15 protein-coding genes and 1 pseudogene are annotated in these 25248 nt (G+C 69.9%); 6 read left to right on the top strand and 10 right to left on the bottom strand.

The features are described 5' to 3' along the window. Positions 1–281 precede the first annotated feature (281 nt). From BTH_RS17240 to dnaE, 3 genes are read right to left on the bottom strand one after another with little or no spacing between them, the layout of a single operon-like run. Complete coding sequence (locus tag BTH_RS17240; protein WP_009892326.1) at positions 282–1373, bottom strand: glycosyltransferase family 4 protein; 1092 nt, start codon at positions 1371–1373, stop codon at positions 282–284. Positions 1374–1426: 53 nt separating this feature from the next. Next, a complete protein-coding gene (gene msbA / locus BTH_RS17235; protein WP_009892328.1) occupies positions 1427–3217 on the bottom strand; it encodes a lipid A export permease/ATP-binding protein MsbA in 1791 nt (596 codons plus the stop codon). A 37-nt stretch (positions 3218–3254) separates the two neighbouring features. Then, a complete protein-coding gene (dnaE, locus tag BTH_RS17230; RefSeq protein ID WP_009892329.1) occupies positions 3255–6779 on the bottom strand; it encodes a DNA polymerase III subunit alpha in 3525 nt (1174 codons plus the stop codon). Positions 6780–7103: 324 nt separating this feature from the next. On the opposite strand from dnaE, the gene BTH_RS17225 reads away from it, so the two are divergent. Together BTH_RS17225 and gluQRS are read left to right on the top strand one after the other, a co-directional pair. Continuing rightward, a complete protein-coding gene (locus BTH_RS17225; RefSeq protein ID WP_009892331.1) occupies positions 7104–7994 on the top strand; it encodes a sulfurtransferase in 891 nt (296 codons plus the stop codon). A gap of 42 nt (positions 7995–8036) precedes the next feature. Next, the gene (gluQRS, locus tag BTH_RS17220) at positions 8037–8930 is read left to right on the top strand and encodes a tRNA glutamyl-Q(34) synthetase GluQRS (protein WP_009892332.1); all 894 of its coding nucleotides are present in this window, start codon (positions 8037–8039) and stop codon (positions 8928–8930) included. A 294-nt stretch (positions 8931–9224) separates the two neighbouring features. Here gluQRS and BTH_RS17215 read toward each other — a convergent pair whose 3' ends face one another. From BTH_RS17215 to BTH_RS17195, 5 genes are all read right to left on the bottom strand, one after another. Further along, the gene (locus BTH_RS17215) at positions 9225–10670 is read right to left on the bottom strand and encodes a DEAD/DEAH box helicase (RefSeq protein WP_009892334.1); all 1446 of its coding nucleotides are present in this window, start codon (positions 10668–10670) and stop codon (positions 9225–9227) included. Between the two features lie 517 nt (positions 10671–11187). Further along, on the bottom strand, positions 11188–11574 hold the full coding sequence (locus tag BTH_RS17210) for an MliC family protein (RefSeq protein ID WP_009892335.1): 387 nt from the start codon (positions 11572–11574) through the stop codon (positions 11188–11190). A gap of 55 nt (positions 11575–11629) precedes the next feature. Beyond that, positions 11630–11794 carry a DUF6726 family protein gene (locus tag BTH_RS17205; protein WP_009892336.1) on the bottom strand — a complete coding sequence of 55 codons (165 nt, stop codon included), beginning with the start codon at positions 11792–11794 and terminating at the stop codon, positions 11630–11632. Positions 11795–11921: 127 nt separating this feature from the next. Then, positions 11922–13136, bottom strand: a complete 1215-nt coding sequence (gene purT, locus BTH_RS17200; RefSeq protein WP_009908677.1) for a formate-dependent phosphoribosylglycinamide formyltransferase — start codon at positions 13134–13136, stop codon at positions 11922–11924. Positions 13137–13456: 320 nt separating this feature from the next. Then, entirely contained in the window at positions 13457–13648 is a 192-nt protein-coding gene (locus BTH_RS17195) for a hypothetical protein (RefSeq protein ID WP_009908676.1), read from the bottom strand. A gap of 222 nt (positions 13649–13870) precedes the next feature. On the opposite strand from BTH_RS17195, the gene BTH_RS17190 reads away from it, so the two are divergent. Both BTH_RS17190 and BTH_RS35205 read left to right on the top strand, forming a co-directional pair. Then, positions 13871–14434 (top strand): META domain-containing protein, encoded by a 564-nt coding sequence (locus tag BTH_RS17190; protein WP_009892340.1) that lies wholly within the window; start codon positions 13871–13873, stop codon positions 14432–14434. Between the two features lie 156 nt (positions 14435–14590). Continuing rightward, positions 14591–19945 (top strand): DNA translocase FtsK, encoded by a 5355-nt coding sequence (locus tag BTH_RS35205; RefSeq protein ID WP_009892342.1) that lies wholly within the window; start codon positions 14591–14593, stop codon positions 19943–19945. A 240-nt stretch (positions 19946–20185) separates the two neighbouring features. On the opposite strand, the gene BTH_RS17180 is transcribed toward BTH_RS35205, so the two are convergent. Next, the gene (locus tag BTH_RS17180) at positions 20186–21361 is read right to left on the bottom strand and encodes a lactonase family protein (RefSeq protein ID WP_009892344.1); all 1176 of its coding nucleotides are present in this window, start codon (positions 21359–21361) and stop codon (positions 20186–20188) included. A gap of 56 nt (positions 21362–21417) precedes the next feature. Further along, positions 21418–21641: pseudogene (locus tag BTH_RS35200) on the bottom strand (hypothetical protein). Here BTH_RS35200 and BTH_RS17175 point away from each other — a divergent pair. Next, a complete protein-coding gene (locus tag BTH_RS17175; RefSeq protein WP_009892345.1) occupies positions 21597–23429 on the top strand; it encodes a glycoside hydrolase family 15 protein in 1833 nt (610 codons plus the stop codon). The pseudogene BTH_RS35200 and the gene BTH_RS17175 sit on opposite strands and share 45 nt — an antisense overlap. A gap of 218 nt (positions 23430–23647) precedes the next feature. Beyond that, the gene (locus tag BTH_RS17170; protein WP_009908669.1) at positions 23648–25117 is read left to right on the top strand and encodes a polyhydroxyalkanoate depolymerase; all 1470 of its coding nucleotides are present in this window, start codon (positions 23648–23650) and stop codon (positions 25115–25117) included. Positions 25118–25248: the final 131 nt, after the last annotated feature.

The raw sequence follows: 25248 nt of genomic DNA, 5'->3' as shown, positions 1-25248 counted from the left end.
GATATGCGATGCGCCGGAGGCCGGCCGGGAGCCGTTTCGTCATGCAGAATTTCCACGATTCATATTGCGGGGGGACTGAACAGAGCGCGCCGTGGCCCTCGCGGGGCATTCGCGAAACCAACGCGCATTCCTCGTCACCGGGCCCAAGTACGCGACTCGGCCCGCGACGCATTGCAGTGCGCGCGGGCCAAGCTGAGCTTGCGAAGTATACCATTCGGCCCGGACGCTTCCGGAGCCAATATCCTGATGAAAGGCCGCGCCGAGCGACGGGTGAACGTACGTCATCGCCCTCCGTTACGCCTGTCGCTCGCGGCCTCCGCGGCCAGATCGAGCAGTTGCGCGACGTGACGCGCGACGCTCGGATCGTACTGGATCGCTGCACGCGCCGCCGCGCCCGATTCGACGCGTACCGCGCCCGCCCTCACTCGCCGCACGGCTTCGTCGAGCATCCCGCGTAGCCCCGCCGCGTCGCCGGGCGCAAACACGAGCTTCGCGGACGGCGCGATCGCGTCGCAACAGCCGATGTTCGACGGCAGGATGACGGGCGTGCCGCACATCACCGATTCGACGCCGACGAGCCCGAACGGCTCGTATTTCGACGCGAGGATCGTGAAATCGGCGGCACGGTAGCCGTCCTCGATGTCCTTCACGTAGCCGACGTAGCGCAATCGCTCCGACGTTCTCTCGGGCGGCCGGCCGGCGACGGCGACGACGACGCGCGGCCCAGCGTCACGCAGTATTGCTTCGATGAGCGGCAGCCCCTTGCGTTCGTGGCTGCTCGACGGGAACAGCAGCACGACCTCGTCGTCGGCAAAGCCGAAGCGCGTGCGCAGCTCGGCGCGGCGCACTGCGTCGACGGGCGTGAAGCGCGCGGCGTCGACGGGCGGGAACAACACGCGGATCTTGTCGTCGGAAAGCCCGTAGAAACGGCGCAGTTCGTCGCGCATCAGCATCGAATGCGCGACGACGAAACGCGCGCGCGCGTATTGACGGCGTTCGAGCGCGATCTGGCGGCGATCAGAGAACGTCGGCATGCGGCCGATCGCATCCAGAAAGCCGAGGTGCGTACCGCCACAGATCGCAATATCCGACGAGTCGACGCGGTTGCAGCCGATCAGCACGTCGACGGGCGCCGCGCGGCGTGCCGCGCGCAAGCGCCATGAGAACCATGCGTCGCGACACTTGCCGGGCAGGAACGATACGTTGATCCGGCGCGGCTCGACACACTGGTATTCCGGCACCGACGAATCGAACGATCGCGCAAAAACCAACGGCCGGACCCCGGCGTCGGCAAGGCCGCGCGCGAGATCGATCGCATAGCGCTCGAGCCCGCCGCCGTACTTGAGCGCGTTGCATGACAGGCCGATGGTCATCGAATGGCGCCCTGTGCGCTCGCCGGGTGACTGTCCGGCACGACGCGCGCCGCTCACCCCGCGTCCTGCTGGAACTGGATGCGATGCAGATGCGCGTACAGCCCGCCCTGCTCGAGCAGTTCGCGATGACTGCCGCTTTCGACAATCTTGCCGCCTTCGAGCACGAGAATCCGATCCGCGCGCTCGATCGTCGACAGGCGGTGTGCGATCACGAGCGTCGTGCGCCCCTTCATCAGCGTCTCGAGCGCCGCCTGCACGTGCCGCTCGGATTCGGAATCGAGCGCGGACGTCGCCTCGTCGAGAATCAGGATCGGCGCATCCTTGTAGATCGCGCGGGCAATCGCGAGCCGTTGGCGCTGACCGCCCGACAGCCGCATCCCGTTGTCTCCCACGAGCGTGTCGATGCCGTCGGGCATCGCGGTGACGGTCTCCCACAGATTCGCCGCGCGCAGCGCCGCCTCGACGCCGTCGCGCTCGGGCGTCTGGCCGTACGCGACGTTCGCGGCGATCGTGTCGTTGAAGAGCACGACGTCCTGACTCACCATCGCGATCTGATTGCGCAGGTCGTGCAAGCTGTACTCGGGCAGCGCGACGCCGTCGACGCGCACCGTGCCCGACGACGGATCGAAGAAGCGCGGCAACAGATTGACGAGCGTCGTCTTGCCGCTGCCCGACGGTCCCGCGAGCGCGACCATCTCGCCCGGCGCGACGGTAAACGACACGTCGTCGAGCGTCTGCCGACCGTCGCGCGATATCCCGTACGAGAACGACACATGGCTGAACTCGATCGCACCCGATGCGCGCGCGAGCGGCTTGCCGCCCCCTTCGGGTTCGCGCGGCTCGTCGATCAGCCCGAAGATCAGCTCAGCCGCCGTCATCCCGCGCTGCAACGGCTGGTTTACGTCCATCAGGTGCTTGAGCGGCGAGATGATGAGCAGCATTGCGGTCACGAACGCAACGAAGCCGCCGACCGTCGTCTGGTCGTTCGATGACTGGACAACCGCGATCGTCAGCACGACCGCGAGCGCTATCGACGCGAGAAACTGCGTGAGCGGCTGGGCGAGGCCGCCCGACACCGTCATGCGCATCGAATAGCCGCGCAGCTTGCGGCTCAACTCGTTGAAGCGCCCGATCTCGTACGACTCGCCGTTGTGAACCTTGACGACCTTGTAGCCGCCGACGGTCTCCTCGACGATATACGCGAGCTGGTTCGTGAGCGTCTGGTGCTCGCGATTCAGGCGGCGCAGCCGGCGGTTGATCTTGCCGACGAGCCAGCCGATGCACGGCAACAGGATCGCGACGATGAGCGTCAAGCGCCAGTTCAGATAGAACAGATAGCCGAGCAGGAAAACGACCGTCAGCGAATCACGCACCAGCGTGATCATGACGCCCATCAATACGCTCAACACCTGGTTCACTTCGAACACGACTGCGTTGATCACCGTGCTCGCCGTCTCGCGCTGGAAGAACGACACGCCCGTGTGAATCATCCGCTCGAACATCTGGATGCGTAGATCGAGCAGGATGCGGTTCGACACGTACTGCAGCAGATAGCCGGACGCGTACTGGGCGATCGCGCGCGCAAGCGCGAGGCCGACGACCGCGGCGGGCACGTACAGTTTCGTCGTCATGTCGCCCTTCGAGCCGAAACCGTGATCGAGCAGCGGCTTGAGTAGCGCGGGAATCCCGGCTTCCGTCGCGGCGACCGCGGCCATCGCGAGCACGCCGGCGACGAGCACCCAGACGAGCGGCTTGACGTACGGCCAGAGGCGGCGCATCACGACGGCAGGCGACGACGCATCCTGGCCGCCGATCGGTTTGCTTAGGGTAGGCTTGACGCTCAAAATGCCCTCAAAAGAATCCGGAAAACGTGCAGGAGGATCAGTAGACGATCTCGACGACGCTGCCGCCGAACGCCGCGCGCAGATCGGCGAGCAGCGTGTCGCTCGGCTTCACGCGCCATGCGTCGCCCAAGTGCATCTCGCCTTGCGCGCGCGCATTACGGTATGCGATCCGCACGGCGAGGCCGTTCGGCATCACCGCCTGCGCGCGGCGCCCGCCGTCGCGGCCGCCGCGCGGCGCCGGCGCCTCGACGGGCGGCGCGTCGTCGGGTTTCGCGACGTGCGCTTCGAGCACGCGGCGCAGCGCCGCCGCGTCCGCGTTGCCGTTCATCGTCATCCGCACCGCCTGCGCGTAACGGCTGCGCGCGCGCTCGAGATCCATCACCGAATCGGCGGTGAAGCGAATCCCCCCCGTGAACGCGTCATTGCGCGCCTGCCCCTGGACGATCAGCAGCTCGTCCTCCTTGAAAAGCGCCCGGTTCGCGTCGAACTGCTCGTTGAACACGGTGACTTCGCATTGGCCGGTGCCATCGTCGAGCAGCGCGATCACCATCTTGCCGCGCTGCGTCATCTGCGTGCGCAGCGACGCGATCACGCCGGCCACCACCTTGTCGCGCCCTTCCTTCAACTCGCCGAGCTTCTGGCGCACGAAACGGCGCACCTCGTCGCGATACGCGTCGAACAGGTGGCCGGACAGATAGAAGCCGAGCGCGGCCTTCTCTTCCTGCAGGCGGCGCTTGTCGTCCCAGGCGGGCTCGTCGACGAGCGCGTGCTGGTGCGCGGGCACGCCGCCGATGTCGAAAAGGCCCGCCTGCAGCGCGTTCGCGGCCGCCTGCTCGGCGGCCTCCATCGCGAGCGGCACCGACGCGAGCAGTTGCGCGCGGTTCGCGTGCAGCGAATCGAGCGCGCCCGCGCGGATCAGCGCCTCGATCGTGCGGCGGTTCACGACGCGCCGGTCGATCCGCTCGCAGAAATCGAACAGATCGGCGAACGGCTTTTCCTCGCGCGCGCGCAGGATCTCCTCGATCGCGTTCTGGCCGCTGCCCTTGATCGCGCCGAGGCCGTAGCGGATCGTGCGCGAAGGCTTGCCGTCGGCTTGCGCGACCGGCTCGAAGCGGTAGTGCGACTGATTGATGTCGGGCGGCAGCACGGCGAGGCCGTTGACGACGCAATCGTCGAACAGGATCTTCACCTTGTCGGTGTCGTCCATCGCGAGCGTCATGTTGGCCGCCATGAATTCGGCCGGATGGTGCGCCTTCAGCCACGCGGTGTAATACGCGAGCAGCGCGTACGCGGCCGCGTGCGACTTGTTGAAGCCATAGCCCGCGAACTTCTCCATCAAGTCGAAGATCTCGTCGGACTTCTCGCGCGTGAGGCCGTTCTTCGCCGCGCCCTCCGCGAAGATCTCGCGATGCTTGGCCATTTCCTCGGGCTTCTTCTTGCCCATCGCGCGGCGCAGCAAGTCCGCGCCGCCGAGCGAGTAGCCGCCGATGATCTGCGCCATCTGCATCACCTGCTCCTGATAGACCATGATCCCGTAGGTCTCTTTCAGGACAGGCTCGACGCGCGGATCAGGATAGTCGACCTTCTCGCGCCCGTGCTTGCGCGCGCAGAAGCTCGGGATCAGATCCATCGGGCCCGGACGGTACAACGACACGAGCGCGATGATGTCCTCGAAGCGGTCGGGCTGCGCGTCCTTCAGCATCCCCTGCATGCCGCGGCTTTCCAGCTGGAACACGGCGACCGTGTTGGCCTTCTTGAGAATCTGGAACGACGCCGGATCGTCGAGCGGCACCTGCGCGAGCGACCAGTTCTCCTTGCTCGGATCGAGACGGCGGATGTAGCGCTCGGCCCAGTCGAGGATCGTGAGCGTCGTCAGCCCCAGAAAGTCGAACTTCACGAGGCCGACGGCTTCGACGTCGTCCTTGTCGTACTGGCTGACGACGCCGCCGTCGTCGCCCTGCGTGTAGAGCGGGCAGAAGTCCGTCAGCTTGCCGGGCGCGATCAGCACGCCGCCCGCGTGCATGCCGACGTTGCGCGTCAGGCCCTCGACGCGCTGCGCGAGATCGAGCAACTGGTGGACTTCGTCCTCGTTGTCGTAGCGCTCCTGCAACAGCGGCTCTTCCTTCATCGCGTCGGCGATCGTCACGTGCTTGCCCGGCTTGAACGGGATCAGCTTCGCGACGCCGTCGGTGAACATGTAGCCGAGATCGAGCACGCGGCCGATGTCGCGCACGGCCGCCTTCGCGGCCATCGTGCCGAAGGTGGCGATCTGCGACACCGCGTCCGCGCCGTACTTCTCCTTCACGTACTGGATCACGCGGTCGCGCCCGTGCTGGCAGAAGTCGATGTCGAAGTCCGGCATCGACACCCGCTCCGGGTTCAGGAAGCGCTCGAACAGCAGGTTGTAGCGCAGCGGATCGAGATCCGTGATGCCGAGCGAATACGCGACGAGCGAGCCCGCGCCCGAGCCCCGCCCGGGGCCCACCGGCACGCCGTTGTTCTTCGCCCAGTTGATGAAGTCCGCGACGATCAGGAAGTAGCCTGGGAAGCCCATCTTCTTGATCGTGCCGCACTCGAAATCGAGACGCTGGTTGTACTTGTCGCGCTGCGCTTCACGCTCGGCCTCGTCCGGATAGAGCTGCGCGAGGCGCTTCTCGAGCCCTTCCTGCGACAGCTGCACGAGGTAGTCGTCGAGCGACATACCGTCGGGCGTCGGAAAGAGCGGCAGCTTCGGCTTGCCGAGCTCGAGCGTCAGGTTGCAGCGCTTCGCGATCTCGACCGTGTTCGCGAGCGCCGAGGGCAGATCGGCGAACAGCGCGGCCATGTCGCCCTGCGTGCGGAAGAACTGCTCGGTCGTGAAGCGCTTCTGACGGCGCGGATTCGCGAGGATATCGCCTTCCGAGATGCACACGCGCGCCTCGTGCGCGGTGAAATCGTCGGCCGTCATGTATTGCAGCGGATGCGTCGCGACGACGGGCAGCTTCAGCTCGGCCGCGATCGTCACCGCCTGCTGGATGTACGCTTCCGCGCCCGGCTGGCCGTAGCGCTGCAATTCGAGATAGAAGCCGCCCGGAAACACCTGCGCCCAGCGCTGCGCGTGGCGGCGCGCGGCCGCCTCGTTGCCCGCCGCGAGCGCGAGGCCGATATCGCCCTGCTGCGCGCCGGACAGCGCGAGCAGCCCGTCGGCGAGCTCGCCTTCGAGCCAGCTCGCGTCGAGTTCCGCGCGGCCGCGGTATTGGTTCGTGAGCCACGCCTTCGACAGCAGTTCGCAGAGATTCAGGTAGCCGCGCTTGTTCTTGACGAGCAGCAGCAGCCGCGACGGCTTGTCGCGATCGTCGCGGTTGGTGATCCAGACGTCGCAGCCGGCGATCGGCTTGATGCCCGCGTCGCGGGCTTCCTTGTAGAAACGGACGAGACCGAACGCGTTGCCGAGGTCGGTCAGGGCGAGCGCGCCCTGACCGTCTTCGGCCGCCGACTTGACGATATCGTCGAGACGCACGATGCCGTCGGCAATCGAGAATTCGGAGTGGACGCGGAGATGAACGAAACGGGGATCTGACATGGGCGCTATTGTAGCCGCCCCGGGGGCCCGGCATCGTTCGCGGCGGCCAAAAAAACGCCGCGCCGGCCGTTCGGCCGAGTGCCGGCGCGGGCCCGCGGGCGGCGAAGCCACGCGCGAAGGCGATCCGCCGGCTTGCCAGAAGCGGCTCCGCCACGTTGCCGTGCGACGCCGTCGCGCGCCGTCCTTTCGGCCAACTGCGGATAGCCGCGCGGTTTGCGGGATAATACGGTTTTTCCGTTTTCGTCCGCTTGCGCCCGACCGCCCGCCGCGCCCGTTTCGCGCGGCCTCGCCGTCGGGCCGCAGCCGCCTCACCGTCCGAACCTCATGACCACCGTCAATCTCGCCGCCTACCGTTTCGTCTCGCTCGACTCGATCGAGCAATGGCGGCCGCTCATCACCGCGCGCTGCAACGCGCTCGGGCTGCGCGGCACGATCCTGCTCGCGCCCGAAGGAATCAACCTGTTCATCGCGGGCTCGCGCGGCGCGACCGATGCGTTCGTCGATTACCTCCGCCACGATCCGCTGTTCGAAGGCAAGTTCGCGGATCTGCCGTTCAAGGAAAGCCTGTCCGATTCGCAGCCGTTCCGCCGGATGCTCGTGCGCCTGAAGCGCGAGATCATCACGATGAAGAAGCCGGCGATCAAGCCGGAACTCGGCCGCGCGCCGTCCGTCGACGCGCGCATGCTGAAGGCGTGGCTCGACCGGGGCCACGACGACGCGGGCCGCCCCGTCGTGATGCTCGATACGCGCAATGCGTTCGAAGTCGACGTCGGCACGTTCGACAATGCGCTCGACTACCGGATCGACAAGTTCAGCCAGTTTCCCGGCGTGATCGAGGCGAATCGCGCGGACCTCGAGGGCAAGACCGTCGTGTCGTTCTGCACGGGCGGCATTCGCTGCGAGAAGGCGGCGATCCACATGAAGGACGTCGGCATCGAGAACGTCTACCAGCTCGAAGGCGGAATCCTCAAGTATTTCGAGGAAGTCGGCGGCGCGCATTACCACGGCGACTGCTTCGTGTTCGATTACCGCACCGCGCTCAACCCGCAACTCGCGCCGACGGCCGACGTCACATGCTTCGCATGCCGCGCGGTCGTGCCGGCCGACGCGCAACAATCGCCGCTGTACGTGCCCGGCAAGTCCTGCCCCGCATGCCATCCGGGCGACCAGGGCCGGCGCGCGGACCATCGCGCCGACCCGGCGCACGCAGCGTGACGCCGCGCGCGCTCTGATCCGCTACGCCGCGCGTCGCATCGGATGACACGCTATCGCGGCCGCTTCGCGCCGTCGCCCACCGGCCCCCTGCACTTCGGCTCGCTCGTCGGCGCGCTCGCGAGCTGGCTCGACGCGCGCGCGTGGGGCGGCGCGTGGCTCGTGCGGATCGAGGACATCGACGGGCCGCGCACGGTGCCCGGCGCAGCCGAAGCGATTCTCGCGACGCTGCGCGGCTTCGGCTTCGTTCCCGACGAGCCGGCCGTCTGGCAAAGCGCGCGCGTCGCGCACTACGAAGCGGCGCTCGCGCGGCTCACCGCTGCAGGGCTCGTCTACCCATGCGGCTGCTCGCGCAAGGAGATCGCCGATTCGCTGCGCGCCGCGCACGAGCGGCACACGACGCTCGCGTATCCCGGCACCTGCCGCGCGGGCCTGCACGGCAAGGCCGCGCGCGCATGGCGGCTGCGCGTGCCGGACGGCGCGGCGGCCGTCATCACGTTCGACGATCGCTGGCAGCGCGCGCAGACCCAGGATCTCGCGACCGAAGTCGGCGACTTCGTGCTCAAGCGCGCGGACGGACAATGGGCGTATCAGCTCGCGGTCGTCGTCGACGATGGCGATGCGAACATCACGCACGTCGTGCGCGGCGCCGACCTGCTCGACTCGACCGCTCGCCAGATTTACCTGCAGCGCTGCCTCGGACTGCCGACGCCGCGCTATTTGCACGTGCCCGTCGTCGTCGATGCGAACGGCGAAAAGCTCAGCAAGCAGACGGGCGCGGCGGCGCTCGATCCCGCCGCCCCGCTGCCCGCGCTCGCCGCGGCCGCGCGGCATTTGGGGCTCGCGCTCGACGGCGCCGCGTGCGTGTCGCTCGACGCGTTCCAGCCGGCCGCGATCGCCGCGTGGGACGCGCGCTTCGGGCCGAACGCGCGTCGCTGAGAGCCCCCCGGCGGGCCTCGGCCGCCTCTTCGCTTCGGCAGTCTCCCGGCTGCGCCGTGCGCGATCGCCGATTCGCGGACATCACGCGCCCCCGTCGCCGCGCCACCGCCCGCGCCTCGCCGAACCGGGCGATTCCACCCCGATCCCGGCCGCGACCGCGGCCCTTCGCCGTCACGGCTCCGATCACCCTGCCGCTCACCGCCTGCGCAAAAAGAAAGGGCGGATGCCTGCGCGTCCGCCCCTCGTCTCATCGGTTCCGCGCCGCGTTTCCGGCGCCCGACGTCCGATTCCGCATCAAGACGACGTCTTGCGCGGCATCCCGAAGCCGCCCAGCAGCGCGGCGAGCGGCTGCTTCGGCGCCTTTTTCTCCGGCTGCGCCGGCTTCGCCTCTTCCGGCTGGTTAGCGGACGACGACGGCACGTACGGCTTCAGGAAGAAATCGTCGATCGGCGCTTCGCGGCGCGGATGATGCGCGCGCTCGCCGCCCGCCGAGCGGCGGCCGGCCGATGCGCCGCGGCGCTCGTCGCGCTCGCGTTCGCGGCGGCCGCCGCGCTCGTCGTGGCGATGGCGCGGCAGGTCGAGCTCGAGCGTTTCGAGCGACAGTGTCCGCTTGATCAGCTTCTCGATGTCGGCGAGTTGCTTGCGCTCGTTCGGGCTGCACAGCGACAGCGCGTCGCCCGACGCGCCCGCGCGCCCGGTGCGGCCGATCCGGTGCACATAGTCTTCCGCATTGAACGGCAGATCGAAGTTGATGACGGCCGGCAGTTCGGCGATGTCGAGGCCGCGCGCGGCGACGTCGGTCGCGACGAGCGCTTCGATCTCGCCGCGCTTGAACGCGTCGAGCGCCTGCATCCGCTCGCTCTGCGAACGGTCCCCGTGAATCGCGGCCGCGACGATGCCGTCGCGCTCGATCTGGCGCGCGAGGCGGCTCGCGCCGATCTTGCTGTTGCAGAACACGATCACCTGCTTGAGCGAGCGATCGCGGATCAGCTTGACGACGGCCGCCTGCTTGTCGCCTTCGGCGACGTCGTAGACGATCTGCGTGACGGTCGACGCGGCCGCGTTGCTGCGCGCGACCTCGATCGTCTGCGGATTGCGCAGGTAGGTCGACGCGAGCTTCTTGATCTCGGGCGAGAACGTCGCCGAGAAAAGCAGCGTCTGACGCTCTTTCGGCAGCAGGTTCAGAATTCGCTGCAGATCGGGCAGGAAACCCATGTCGAGCATCCGGTCCGCCTCGTCGAGCACGAGGATCTGCACCTGGCCGAGATTCGCGGTCTTCTGCTGAACGTGGTCGAGCAGGCGCCCGGGCGTCGCGATCAGGATCTCGACGCCGCGACGCAGTTCGGCCATCTGCGGGTTCATGTCGACGCCGCCGAACACGACGGCGCTGCGCAGCGGCGTGTGCTTCGCATACGCATGCACGTTCGCGGCGACCTGGTCGGCAAGCTCGCGGGTCGGCGTGAGAATCAGCGCGCGCACCGGGTGGCGCGCCGGCGACGCGCTCGTGTTCGCCTGCGGCAGCAGCCGCTGGATGATCGGCAGCGAGAAGCTCGCGGTCTTGCCGGTGCCGGTCTGCGCGGCGCCCATCACGTCGCGGCCGGACAGCACGACCGGAATCGCGTTCGCCTGGATCGGCGTCGGCGTCGTATAGCCCTGCTCGGCAATCGCTCTCAGGATCTCGGCGGCAAGGCCGAATTGATCGAACGTCGCGTCGACAGGCTTGGCAACAGAATCGGACATGGTGGCGTTTCGCTCAAAAGGCGCGGCGGGACATCCAGCGCACGACCTGCTCGCTCGCGAGACAGGCGACGCAACCCACTTCGGAATGAACACGAAGCCGCGGCGCGCCGCAGGGCGCCGCCGGCGCTTGAGGCCATCCGGGCCGCGCGCGAGGCTTCGTCCGGCAGGAGCGCCGGCAGAAAGGGCGTTATTGTAGCATCCCTCGCGAATCGGCTCGGTCGGCGGGCAGGCATCGGCGATCGGCTCGGCCCGGCCGCCGATGCGTGCCACGGCGCGGCGGCCGTCCCGTCATGCGCGCCGCCGTGCGATGCGGCGCATTCGCCGGTCCGGCGACGCCGCCCGGTCGCGGACTCGCCTTGCCGAAGCGTTTCGCGCAGCGGCGTGTTTCGGGCACGCCGCCGCGTCGATGCTTCGACCGCCCCCGCGCCGCCGGCCCGGCCCCACGCGAGAGCGCAGCGGACGCGCGGAACAAGCTCACCCGCCGCGGCGCCGGCAAAGCCGACGCACGCCCCGGCGCTCAGCCGTTCCCGCGCTTCTTGCGAATCTCGCTGCAGTCGCCCAGCACGGGCGGCGCGTTCTCGCCCGCGATTTCGTCGTACAGGTTCGCGTCGCGCCCCTTCGTCCACCAGACGTAGCGGCCCGCCTGATAGCGCACGCCCGACGCCGATACGGTGTCGACGAACAGCAGCCGCATGCCGTTGACCGGCACGAGCGCGAAGCTCTGGCCGTTGCCCGCGCGCCAGTACGACACCCGCACCGGCTTCGGCTCGTTCGCGCACCGATAGACGACGGTGTCGCGCGCGTCGGCGTCGATCTCCTCGACGGTCAGCCGCGCCGCATGTGCGGCGCTAGCGGCGGCGCACAGACCGGCGATGCCGATCGCCGTCAGCGTTTTCTTGTTCATGTCCTTCCTCGTCAAGCGATGGGGGCGAGCCGCGCGAGCGCCGCGCGCCGCCCCCTCAATCCGGATCGATGACGCCCGCGCACGCGTCGGTCGGCGCGGCCGCGACGTGGCCGACCAAGGGCACGATCTTCAGCCCCGCCGACGCAACCCGGCACGGCGCGGCGGCGAGCCCGCAGCCCGCCGTTGACGCGCACCATGCAACGATCAACATCCACTTCATTGCAACCTCCTCGTCCGGCCTCGCCGCGCGCAAGCGCGCCGCATCGGGCCGGCAACCACGACTGCTGCGAACGCAGCGGCTCACGGCGCGACCGGCACGATCCGGTCGCAGCGCACGCCGCCGTTCGTCAGCGCGCGGACACGGGACGCACCGCGGCGGCCGCCCGCTTCGCGCGCTCGCGCGCTTCGTCGACGTTCGCGCCCGTCGCGAGCGCGACGCCCATCCGGCGCTTCGCGAAGCTCTCGGGCTTGCCGAACAGCCGCAGGTCGGCGCCCGGCACCGCGAGCGCGTCGCGCACGCCTTCGAATGCGATGCCCGCCTCGTCGAGCCCGCCGTAGATCACGGCCGACGCGGCGGGCGTCGCGAGCGCCGGCTCGACCGGCAGGCCGAGGATCGCGCGCGCATGCAATTCGAACTCCGACTGGCGCTGCGACGCGAGCGTCACGAGCCCCGTGTCGTGCGGGCGCGGGCTCACCTCGGAGAACCAGACATCGTCGCCGCGCACGAACAGCTCGACGCCGAAGATCCCGCGGCCGCCGAGCGCGCTCGTCACGCGATGCGCGATGTCGCGCGAGCGTTCGAGCGCCTTCGCGCTCATCGGCTGCGGCTGCCACGATTCGACATAGTCGCCCGCGACCTGCACATGCCCGATCGGCTCGCAGAAATAGGTGCGCGTCTTGAGGCTCGCCGGATCGATCGCGCGCACCGTGAGCTGCGTGATCTCGTAATCGAACTGCACGAAGCCCTCGACGATCACGCGGCCGTGATTCACGCGCCCGCCCGCCATCGCGTACTGCCACGCGGGCTCGACGTCGGCGTCGCTCCTCACGACCGACTGCCCCTTGCCCGACGACGACATCACGGGCTTCACGACGCACGGAAAACCGATCTGCGCGACGGCCGCCCTGAACGCGTCGAACGACTGCGCGAACGCGTACGGCGACGTGGGCAGCCCAAGCTCCTCGGCCGCGAGCCGGCGGATGCCCTCGCGATTCATCGTGAGCTGCGTCGCGCGCGCGGTCGGGATCACCTCGGCGACGCCCGCCGCTTCGATCTCGGCGAGCGCGTCGGTCGCAATCGCCTCGATTTCCGGCACGACGAGATGCGCACGCTCCGCGTCGACGAGCGCGCGCAGCGCGTCCGGGTCCGTCATGTCGATCACGTGCGCGCGATGCGCGACCTGATGCCCGGGTGCGTTCGGATAGCGGTCGACGGCGATCACTTCGACGCCGAGCCGCTGCAACGCGATGATGACTTCCTTGCCCAACTCGCCCGCGCCGAGCAGCATGACGCGCGTGGCGGACGGCGAAAGCGGCGTGCCGAGCCGCTGACCGATCTGCATGAGATTTCCCGCTGGATGATGGATGGCGAAAACGACTTGCGATGCTAACACGCGAGGCACGCGCGCCGCCCGTCGCCCGGGCCTCGCGCGACGGGTCGCCGGCCGGCGCGGCCTGACGCGCGCGAGCGGCAGGCCGCGCGCGTTGCGCATGCGCTCGGCATCGCGCCCCGCGCATCGAAACGGCCGGCGAAACAGACGGCGAAACGGCCGGTTCATCGCAGTCGCAGCTACGACGCGTGGGAGCCGGGATCGCCATCTCGCGCCTCCTGCGTTCCCCATGACCGCCGCGTCGCTCGGCGGTCATCGCAACGCCCGCGGCTTCAAGCGCGCTCGCCGCGATCAGCCGGCCCGCGATCCGCCGACAGCGCATCCGGCGCCGCGAACTCCGAGACCTTCCCATTGCCGGGCAATGCGCCGCCCGGCACGTCGACGACCTCCGCGGCAAGCGCCATGAGCACGACGAACACGACGAACACGATGAGCCCAACGAGCCCGACGAGCGCAACGCGCACGCGCCGCCTTTTCCCTCGCTCGCCGCGTCTTGCGGCAATTGCGCGCCGACCGTTCGCGACGCGCCGCATTGCCGCCGAATCGAGCAAGAAACACGTCGCATCATCGCCGAGAAACGCATGAACGAACGCGTGCGGCGACTGTCCGCTCGCGTCCGACGACGCGAGTGCGTTACCCTTACGGCTTCGCCCGCAACATTGAAGAATTCGAAGAGGAACGAGGTCATGTTCAATTCATCCGCAGCCGCGCGCATCGCAGCCGCGCACGTGCGCCTTCGCATCGTCCGCTCGCTGCGCGCGCCGCTCGGCGCGCTGACCGTCGCCGCGCTTCTCGCCGCCTGCACGATGCCGACTCATCCCGATTCGGGCGCCCCCGCCCCTGATCCGTTCAATCCCGCGACGATCCAGCTGATCGACGACACGAGCTGGGAGCTCGTCGGCTGGCGCAACGCCGACGGCTCGGCGCGCGACATCCCGCACGGCGACAACGGCGAGCCGATCAAGCTCGCGCTGTCGACGAAAACGGGCGTGCGGCGCGCGGCCGGCTTCTCGGGCTGCAACCGTTACATGGGCACCTACGACGTGAAGAACGGCGTGCTCGCGTTCGGCCCGCTCGCCGGCACGCGAATGGCGTGCGTCGCTCCCGCGCGCGCCGCGCTCGAGCGCGACTACCTCGCCGCGCTCGGCCACATCTCGAAGGCCGGCGTGCAGATGCGCGCCCCGCAGCAGCTGATCATCATCACCGACGACGGCGCGACGCTGACGTTCGCGCGACGCGACAGCGAGTAAGCGCCGCGCGCGGCGCGGCGAACGGCCCTGCCGGCGAACCGGGCGGCAGGCGCGATCCGCCGCGCCGCGCTCGCACCGCTCCCGAGTACATCTACGTCGACCGGTTAAACTCGACGGCGTCGCGCGTCGCGCCCCGTCCTCCTCCTGTTTCTGAGCATGCAAACGGTAGTCCTCGGCTGGTTCGGCTTCTCGGCCGTCTGGTTCATTCCTCTTTTCTGGCGGCTCGTCAAGGCGTCGCTGCCGGGCGGCGGCGGCCTCGCGGGCCCCGGCTCGATCCGGCTATGGCTCGGCTTCTTCTGCGTGCTGATCGCGAGTTGCACGCTCGCGACCGCGCTGTCGGGCAACGCGGCGACGAACGCGCTCGGCCACGCGCTCGCGGGCGGCTTCGAGCACGTGTTCGGTCACGTCGGCACCCCGTTCGCGATGGTCGCGCTGTTCGTCGTCGGGCTGCCGTGGCTCGTCGGCGTCCGCTGGCGGCAGGTGAACACATGGCTCGACGCGTCGTTCGGCATCCGCTTCGCGCGCGAGCGCGGCGACGAGGAATCGCGCGGCGTGGCGGACCTGCCGCGCGCCGCGTTGCACCGCGACGACGACCGGCGGGTGCGCCGCGCGGCCGACGTACAGCCGACGACCGCGCACACGGTCAACTCGATGGCACCGCGCCAGAACGGCCGTTATGCGCGCCCGACGCTCTGGAAGCCGAACGACGCGCAGCGCGGCGACCGGCGCAACGCGCCCGCGGGCGGCGCGGCGCGCGCCGCGGTCGAACCGACCGCGCCCGCCGGCTGGCTCAAGCCGGGCACGCAGTCGCGGGGCGCGTCATCGGCGGCGGTGGCGGCGGGAGCGATGGCAGCCGGCGTCGCGAAAGCAGCCCACACCGGCTCGTCGACGGCCGGCTTCGCAAAAACTGCCGGCACCATCGCGTCGGCGAGCGAGCCGGCGAAAACGGCGGGCATCGCGACGCCCGCCAACGGCGCGCCAAAGGCGGCCAATCCGGCGCCAGCGCCGAGCGGCATGCCGAAGGCCGCGAGTCTCGCGATGCCGGGAAGCGGCGCCATGAAAACGCAGGCGCCCATTCCGGCCACGCCCGCGACGACCGTCGCCGCGAAGCCTGCCTCGGCGACGACGCCGTCGGGCGGACTTTCGAAGGCGTCGAGCGTCGCCGCATCGACGGGCGGAACGGCCGCGCCGCTCGGCGCCCCCGTTTCGTCGGCGACCTCCCCCGCCGCGTTCGCGCCGGCCGCGATCGGCATCGCGAAGCCGATCGGATCGACCGCCGCCGTCGCGGCGATCGGCAAACGCGCGCAAGCGCGCCCGGCCACGCCCGATCCTCGCTTCGCGCCGCGCCGCCCGGCGACGCAGGCCGCCGTGTCGGCGGCCCGCAACCGGCCGATGACGTTCACGCCGTCGCGACAGGCAACCGTCGCGGCGCGCAACGGCGTCGCGGCGACGCCGCAACCCGTGGCCCGCTCGCAGACGGCGGCACCGGCTGCCGAGATCGCGCGCAAGCGGCCGGCCGCCCCGGCGCGCGCGCCGCTCTATGCGTGGAACGAGAAGCCCGCGGAACGCATCGCGCCCGCGGCGAGCGTGCACGAGACACTGCGCTCGATCGAGGCAAGCGCCGCGCAATGGACCGCGCTGGCGGGCGCGACGGGCGCGGCCGCCGCGCCGGAGGCGGCGTGCGAACCCGCGCTTGCCCCGGCCGCGCGGTCGGGCGATGCGGCAATGCAGGCAGCGTCGGGCATGCACGCGCCGACGACCGTGGAAACCGCCGCCGTCGCGATTCCTGCGGGCACCGCAACGGCGGTGCCGCCGGTTGACGATCGGGTTGCGCCGGACATCGCCGCCGACGTCACCTGCGCGGCCGAGGACGGCGCAGCCGAAGCGGTCGAAGCAGTCGAAGCGGTCGAAGCGGTCGAAGCGGTCGAAGCGGCAACGGTACCCGCGACGCCTGCCGTCATCGGCTCCAGTGCGATCGCGAACGCTCGCGCGGCTGCGTCGGCCGTCGCCCCCGCTTCCGGCGGCGTCGGCACGCGTATCGCGCATGGCCACGAAACGCGCCTGTCCGTCGAGGCGGCGCCGACGGCCACCGAAGATGCGCGTCATGCCGACGCGTCGTTCGCACTCGACGCCGCCGCCGCCGGCGCGGCCGTCGGAAACGCTGTTCCTGGCGTCGACGTCGCCGCCACCGTCGACGAATCGGCAAAGCAAAGCCCCCTGCCGTCCGCCGCCCCGGCGAGCGGTGCGGCCGCGCCCCTGGCGGCATCGGCCACATCGAGCGGCGCGGCCGCCACGCAACCGGTCGCTGCGGCAACACCGGCGCCGACGGCAACGTCCGAAACCTCCGACGCCACCGATGCAAAGGATGCGATCGGCGCGGCCGATACGAAGCCGCAGGCCGTCGTCGCGCAGCATGCACCGGCAATCGCCGCCGCCGACCGGCCGCCGTCGACGGTGCACCCCGCGAGTGCCGCCGCCGTCGCGAACGATAACGCACGGCATCCCGTCGCCGCGCCGGCTTCGCCGTCCGCTGCCGCAGCCGCGATTGATGCCGCCGCCCAAGCCCCGAAGACGAACGCCGGCGCGATAGATCGCCAGTCGATCGGAGCCGTGAGCGGCGAGACCGCCCACGCCGTTGCGCAGCCGGCCGTCGCCGCCGCTTCGCATGCGGCGGCGCGTGTGTCGCCCGCGATCGCCGACCTGCGGCATGCGCTCGCGCCATGGGAGGACGCGCGCGATACCGCCGCCGCGGCCGCGACTTCCGCACCCGCGCCAACCGAATCGCGCGCGCAACCGCAATCGCCGCAAGGCACGACTCAAAGCGTGGCGGCGCCCGCCCCTGACAAGACCGAGGCAGCCGCATCGAACGGCTCGACCGTCCCAAGCGCGTCTGCTTCGGCCGTGTCGCCGGCAGCCCCGGCGACGTCGAGCGCCGCGGCGGCGCCGGTCGCTCCTGCATCGTCCGCCACGCAAACGTCGACAGGCAACGCGGCAGGCGCAGCCGGCATCGCCGGGGCCGCATTCGGCATGCTCGACGCGGCCCGCGCAGCCGCCGCGACGGCGTCGGCCGCAGCGGCAAGCGCGAGCGCCACGACGCCGGCTGTCGGCACGCCCGGGGGCGATCGAGCCGCGTCCACCGCCGCGGCTGCTTCGTCGGCCGGCGCACCGGGCATGGCCGCGCCGAATGCCGACGCTGCCGACGCCGCCGGCTCGGCCGGCGCGCTGCCGAACGTGTCGAATGCGACGCCGTCCGGCAGCACCAAGCCGAGCGCCGCTTCGTCAGGCGTCGCCGTGACTGGCACCGCCGCGCCGAGCCCCGTCTCACCGAACGTGGCGTCCGCTCTTCCCGTCGCATCGAATTCGATCGCGCCGCCCGCCGGCGCGCCGGCTGTCGCGCCCGCCGCAAGCATTCCGGCGCTTGCGCCGACAGGTGTCGCGCCCTGGGTGGCCTCCTCGACGATCAGCGTCTCGCCGAGCGTCGCCCCCGCATCTGCCGTCGGGTCGACCGCGATCGCGTCGCCCGCCCGCGCACCGGCCGCCGTGCCGCCCGCGAGCACGCCGGCCTTCGCTTCGACGGGCATCGCGCCCCCGATCGCGGCCGCGCCCGCGCAGCCCGCCCCGACGCAGCCCGCCATCGCCGCGCCCGCGCCGGTCCCGCCCGGCCATGCACCGAATCCGTCGGCCGGGCCGGGCTTTGCCGCGCCATACGGCGCGGCACCGAGCCAACTCGCGCCGTCCGCGGCGGCTCCCGCTGCCGGCGGGCCTGCCGTCGCGACACCCGGCGGCGTCGCGCCGTCCATCGTCGCGCCGAGCGCGCCCTTGCCGAGCGCGACGCCGTTGCCGCACGCCGCCGCGCCGGAAGTTGCGGGGACCACGGGAAGCGCCGCCGCGCCGGGCACGCCGCAAGCGCCTGCCCCCGCCACGCCGACGCCGCCCGCCTCCCCGCAGCCGCACGCCGCGCCCGTCCCCGCCGCCGTGCCCGCCCGCCCGCCCGCGCCGAACGCGTTCGAGTTCCACGCGCCCGCCGCGTCGAACGTCGAGTTGCCGACGCTCGACCTGCTCGAGCCCGCCTCCGACGCGATCGAAGCGATCTCCGACGAGCACCTCGCGCAAACCGGCCAAATCATCGAGCAGCGCCTGCAGGAGTTCAAGGTGCCGGTGACGGTCGTCGGCGCGTCGGCGGGCCCCGTGATCACGCGCTTCGAGATCGAGCCCGCGCTCGGCGTACGCGGCAGCCAGATCGTCGGCCTGATGAAGGACCTGTCGCGCGGCCTCGGCCTCACGTCGATCCGCGTCGTCGAGACGATTCCCGGCAAGACCTGCATGGGCCTCGAGCTGCCGAACGCGAAGCGCCAGATGATCCGCCTGTCGGAAATCCTCGCGTCGCGCCAGTATCAGCACTCGGCGTCGCAGCTCACGATCGCGATGGGCAAGGACATCACCGGCAACCCGGTCGTCACCGATCTCGCGAAGGCGCCGCACATGCTCGTCGCCGGCACGACGGGCTCGGGCAAGTCGGTCGCGATCAACGCGATGATCCTGTCTCTGCTGTACAAGGCGACGCCCGAGGACGTGCGACTCATCATGATCGACCCGAAGATGCTCGAGCTGTCGGTCTACGAAGGCATCCCGCATCTGCTCGCGCCCGTCGTCACCGACATGAAGCTCGCCGCGAACGCGCTCAACTGGTGCGTCGGCGAGATGGAGAAGCGCTACCGGCTGATGTCCGCGCTAGGCGTGCGCAATCTCGCGAGCTTCAACCAGAAGATCCGCGACGCCGCCGCGAAGGAAAAGAAGATCGGCAACCCGTTCTCGCTGACGCCGGAAGACCCCGAGCCGCTGTCCACGCTGCCCCTCATCGTCGTCGTGATCGACGAGCTCGCCGATCTGATGATGGTCGCCGGCAAGAAGATCGAGGAGCTGATCGCGCGGCTCGCGCAGAAGGCGCGCGCGGCCGGCATCCATCTGATTCTCGCGACGCAGCGTCCGTCCGTCGACGTGATCACGGGCCTCATCAAGGCGAACATTCCGACGCGCGTCGCGTTCCAGGTGTCGTCGAAGATCGACTCGCGCACGATTCTCGATCAGATGGGCGCCGAATCGCTGCTCGGCCAGGGCGACATGCTGTTCCTGCCGCCCGGCACCGGCTACCCGCAGCGCGTGCACGGCGCGTTCGTCGCCGACGAGGAAGTGCACCGGATCGTCGAATACCTGAAGCAGTTCGGCGAGCCGCAGTACGAGGAAGGCATTCTCGACGGGCCGAGCGCGGAAGGCGGCGCGCAGGACCTGTTCGGCGAAGCGCCGGATGCGGAAGCCGATCCGCTCTACGACGAGGCGGTCGCGTTCGTCGTGCGCACGCGGCGCGCGTCGATCTCGTCGGTGCAGCGGCAGTTGCGCATCGGCTACAACCGCGCGGCGCGGCTCGTCGAGCAGATGGAGGCGGCCGGCCTCGTGTCGCCGATGGGCATCAACGGCAGCCGCGAAGTGCTCGCGCCGCCGCTGCCCGAGTAAGCGCGGCGGGACGCGGCTTCGATGCCGCCGCGCCGCGCGACGCAGCGCGGCAAGAGAAAACCCCTCGTCCGTGCGCACAGTGCGGCGGCGAGGGGTTTTTGATGATTGGCCGATCGACGTGGACGATCTGCCGATCGAAGCGGTCGCGGCGCATGTATTGCCTCGAGCTCGACCGCGCCGATCCGGCGTGCCGGCCACGCCGACGCTCACGCGCGCGCCGCGCCGTCCGGCGTCACGGCGTTACTGCACCGGCACGAACTTGAAATCGACCGGCTTGTCGATCTTGATCTGCGCCGGATTCGGCTCGAGGCGGCCGCTCGCGACATCGCGCCGGAACACGAACACGCTGTCGCTATCCTGGTTGCCGACGATGAGCCACTTGCCGCTCGGATCGATCGCGAACTCGCGCGGCGTCTTGCCCAGGCTCGACTGCCGGCCGACGAGCTTGAGCTTGCCGTCGGCCGCGTTCACCGCGTAGATCACGATGTCGTTCGCGTCGCCGCGATTGGTCGCGTACAGAAAGCGTCCGTCCGGCGACAAATGCAGCGCGCCGCCGCCCACCTTGCCCGCGAATCCCGGCGCCGTCATCGGCACGGTCTCGACATGCGCGAGCCGGCCGTCGTCATAGCGATACACATCGACCGACGCGTTCAGCTCGCTGGTCACGTACGCGAACCGCCCGTTCGCGCTGAACACCAGATGGCGCGGGCCCGAGCCCGCCTTCACGAGCGTGTAGCGCGACTCGGTCGGGCCGATGAGGCCGCGGCTGCCGTCCGGGGTGTAGCGGTACGAGTAGAGCTTGTCCACGCCGAGGTCCTGCACGAACAGGTACTTGCCGTCCGGCGAGAACACGGTCGAGTGGACGTGCGCGCCGTCCTGCCGCCCCTTCACAGGGCCCGAGCCCTCGTGATGCACGTTCAGCACCGCGGCGCCGAGCGCGCCCGTCGCCTCGACCGGAAACACCGAGAAGCTGCCGCCCGGATCGGACGCGACCGAATAGTTCGCCGCGACGAGATATCGTCCGTCCGGCGACAGGCTCAGATAGCACGGGTCGTTGCCTTCCGACGACACGCGGTTGACGAATTTGAGCGCGCCCGTCTTCGCGTCGAAGTCGAACGCGCTGACGCCGCCGCGCACGCTCGCGGGGCCGGCGTCGCCCGGCAGCTCGTTGACCGCGTACACGTGGCGGCCGTCGCGGCTCGCGACGAGGTACGACGGGTTCTCGGTCTTCGCCGACGACACGGGCGTCGCGCGGCCCGAGTCGGTATCGAAGCGATACACGTAGATGCCGTCGCTGCCCGAGCCCGTGTAGGTGCCGACGAGCAGGTTGTACACGCCGCCCGCGGGGCCGGCGCTTGCGTCCTGCGCGAATGCGGGATTGCCGAAAAGCGGCAGCGCGAGCGCGAAACCTTTCATCCAGTGGCTCAACCTAAGCGGGAAAGCGAACGACGAAGGCGCGTGAGCGCGTCGGGTCATCGGAACCTCCTTGCATCGATCTGTCTCAAGTGATGTGATGTTGCGAAGCGCGGGCCGCCCTGACGCCCGCGTCGCGCCGTCCGCCGAGTATACGGGCCCGTGCTTGCCGCCGTACAGCGCGGCGCGCAAGTGCCCAGATCGTGAAACGACAAGGATTGCTGGAGGATCGCCGCCCATGCCCGCCCTCATCGAAGACTACGCCCTCGTCGGCGACGGCCACACGGCCGCGCTGATCTCCCGCGACGGCTCGGTCGACTGGCTGTGCTGGCCCCGTTTCGATTCCGGCGCGTGCTTCGCGGCGCTCGTCGGCACCCCGGAGAACGGCCGCTGGCTCGTCGCGCCCGCCGACGACGTGCGCGTGAGCGCGACGTCGCGCCGCTACCGCGGCGACACGCTGATCCTCGAAACCGACTACGAGAGCGACGAAGGCGCCGTCACCGTGATCGATTTCATGCCGCCGGGCAGCGGCTGGTCGGAGCTCGTGCGGATCGTCGTCGGCCGGCGCGGCGAGATGAAGATGCAGATGCAGCTCGTGTTGCGTTTCGACTATGGCTTCTCGGTGCCGTGGGTCACGCGGCTGCCGCGCGAGGCGGGCGTGAAGGCGATCGCCGGCCCGGACACGGTCGTGCTGCGCACGCCCGTGCAGCTGTCGGGCGAGAACCTGCATACGGTGGCCGAATTCACGGTGAAGGCGCAGGAGCGCGTGCCGTTCTCGCTGTCCTACGCACCGTCGCACCTGAGGCTGCCGCCCGCGCGCGAGCCGCTGTCGATGCTCGCGCGCACCGAAAACTACTGGCTCGAATGGTCGGCGCGGTGCCCGGTGCGCGGCCGCTACGCGGCCGCCGTGCGCCGCTCGCTGATCACGCTGAAGGCGCTCGCGTACGAGCCGACGGGCGGCATCGTCGCCGCGCCGACGACGTCGCTGCCCGAGCAGTTGGGCGGCACCCGCAACTGGGACTACCGCTACTGCTGGCTGCGCGACGCGACGATCACGCTGCTCGCATTGATGCGCGGCGGCTACTACGACGAGGCGCGCGCGTGGCGCGCGTGGCTCGGCCGCGTGATGGCCGGCTCGCCGGAGCAGATCCAGATCATGTACGGAATCGCCGGCGAGCGGCGCCTGCCCGAAATGGAGCTCGACTGGCTGCCGGGCTATCACGATTCGCGCCCGGTGCGCATCGGCAACAACGCGGCCAACCAGTTGCAGCTCGACGTGTTCGGCGAAGTGATGTCCGCGCTGCATGTCGCGCGCGTCGGCGGCCTGCAGGCGGACGACACGGTCTGGTCGGTCCAGACGACGCTGCTCGCGCACCTCGAGAAGATCTGGCGCGAGCCGGACGAAGGCATCTGGGAAACGCGCGGCGGCCGCCGGCATTTCACGTTCTCGAAGGTGATGGCGTGGGTCGCGTTCGAGCGCGCGATCAAGTCGGCCGAGATGTTCCGGCTGCCCGCGCCGCTCGAGCGCTGGCGCGCGGTGCGCGACGAGATCCACGCGGACGTCTGCGCGAACGGGTGGAATCCGCGCATGCGCGCGTTCACGCAAAGCTACGGCAGCGACGCGCTCGACGCGAGCGTGCTGATGCTGCCGCTCGTCGGCTTCCTGCCGCCCACCGATTCGCGCATCGCGGACACGGTCGACGCGATCGAGCGCAACCTGATGCACGACGGCCTCGTGCTGCGCTACCACACGTCCGAATACGACGACGGCCTGCCGCCCGGCGAAGGCACGTTTCTCGCGTGCAGCTTCTGGCTCGTCGACAATCTCGCGCTCCTCGGCCGCATCGACGACGCGCACGCGCTCTTTCGCCGCCTGCTGTCGCTCACGAACGACCTCGGCCTGCTCGCCGAGGAATACGATCCCGCGGCGCGCCGCCAGGTAGGGAATTTCCCTCAGGCGTTCTCGCACGTCGGGCTCGTGCACACGGCGTTCAACCTGATGCATCACGAAGAGGAAATGCTGCGCGCGGCCGGCCAGCCTACGGCGGCGGACGCGGTCGCCGGACGCTAGGGCCGGTGCACGTTTGCGCGACAAACGTAAGACAAGGTCAGATGTCGAGGCAACGCTCGGAAATGCGGGTATGCTGCGTTGCGACACCCCCGAATGTCCGATATGATCAGTCGCGACTGATTCGATCTGACTAGCGAATCGCTCCGATTGCTGACTCACACGGCACGCCGCGACGCCCCGCGCCGCCTTCGCGCACCGTTCTCCCACCGGGAGCTCGCATGCTTTACCAATTTCACGAATTCCAGCGGGCGATGCTGAGCCCGCTGACCGCCTGGGCGCAAGCCGCATCCAAATCGTTCGCGAACCCGTCGAGCCCTCTTTCGCTCGTGCCGGGCGCGACGCGCCTCGCGGCGGGCTACGAATTGCTGTACCGGCTCGGCAAGGATTACGAGAAGCCCGAGTTCGGGATTCACCAGATCGTCAAGGACGGGCACAACATTCCGATCGTCGAGCAGACGATCATCGAGAAGCCGTTCTGCCGGCTGCTGCGCTTCAAGCGCTACGCGGACGATTCGGGCGCCGTCGGGCAACTGAAGGACGAGCCCGTCGTGCTCGTGTGCGCGCCGCTGTCGGGCCACCACGCCACGCTCTTGCGCGACACGGTCCGCACGCTGCTGCAGGACCACAAGGTCTACATCACCGACTGGATCGACGCGCGAATGGTGCCGGCCGAAGTCGGCCCGTTCCACCTCGACGACTACGTCGACTACATCCAGGAATTCATCCGCCATATCGGCGCGCGCAACCTGCACGTGATCTCGGTATGCCAGCCGACCGTGCCCGTGCTCGCGGCGATCTCGCTGATGGCGAGCCGCGGCGAGGACACGCCGCTCACGATGACGATGATGGGCGGGCCGATCGACGCGCGCAAGAGCCCGACGTCGGTGAATTCGCTCGCGACGAACCGCTCGCATTCGTGGTTCGAGAACAACGTGATCCACACGGTGCCGGCGAACTATCCGGGCGAAGGCCGCAAAGTCTATCCGGGCTTCCTGCAGCACACGGGCTTCGTCGCGATGAATCCGGAGCGCCACGCGCAGTCTCACTGGGACTTCTATCAGAGCCTGTTGCGCGGCGACGAGGAAGACGCCGAGGCGCACCGCCGCTTCTACGACGAATACAACGCGGTGCTCGACATGGCGGCCGAATACTATCTGGACACGATCCGCATCGTGTTCCAGGAGTTCCGCCTCGCCGAAGGCACGTGGGACATCCACGGCGAGCGCGTGAAGCCGGCCGACATCCATTCGACCGCGCTGATGACGATCGAAGGCGAACTCGACGACATCTCGGGCAGCGGCCAGACGCATGTCGCGCACGAGCTGTGCACGGGCATCCCGCAGGCGCACCGGCGCAGCCTTACCGCCGAGAAGTGCGGCCACTACGGCATCTTCTCGGGCCGCCGCTGGCGCACGATCATCTATCCGCAACTGCGCGATTTCATCCGCGAGCATGCGTCGCAGCCGAAGAAGCCGGCGCCGCAGGCCGGCCCCACGCCGACTTCGCCTTCCACGCCGCGTCAGTCGACGTCGGGCCGCGAAACGGCGAGCGCCGCGCCCGCGAAGGCGGCCGCGCTCAGGCTGACGAGCGCGAAGCGCCCTGCCGCGAAAACCCGCGCGGCGAAGCCGGCCGCCGCCAAGCGCGCCGCGACGAAGGTCGCATCGGCGCGCGCGCGCAAGGTCGCCTGACGCGCGCCGTCCGCCTCGCGCGCCGCCGGACAGCGCGCCGCTTCGCGCGACCGAGCGCGAGCGGCGCGCAATTTTCTGGGGCGGCGCGACATCTTCGCGCCGCGCTCGGCCGCATCCGGGCGCCCGGCCCG

Origin of the sequence: Burkholderia thailandensis E264 (assembly GCF_000012365.1) — a bacterium.
GTDB lineage: Bacteria > Pseudomonadota > Gammaproteobacteria > Burkholderiales > Burkholderiaceae > Burkholderia > Burkholderia thailandensis.
Note: the sequence above shows the minus strand (reverse complement) of the source record. Positions and strands in the feature narration are given on the sequence as shown.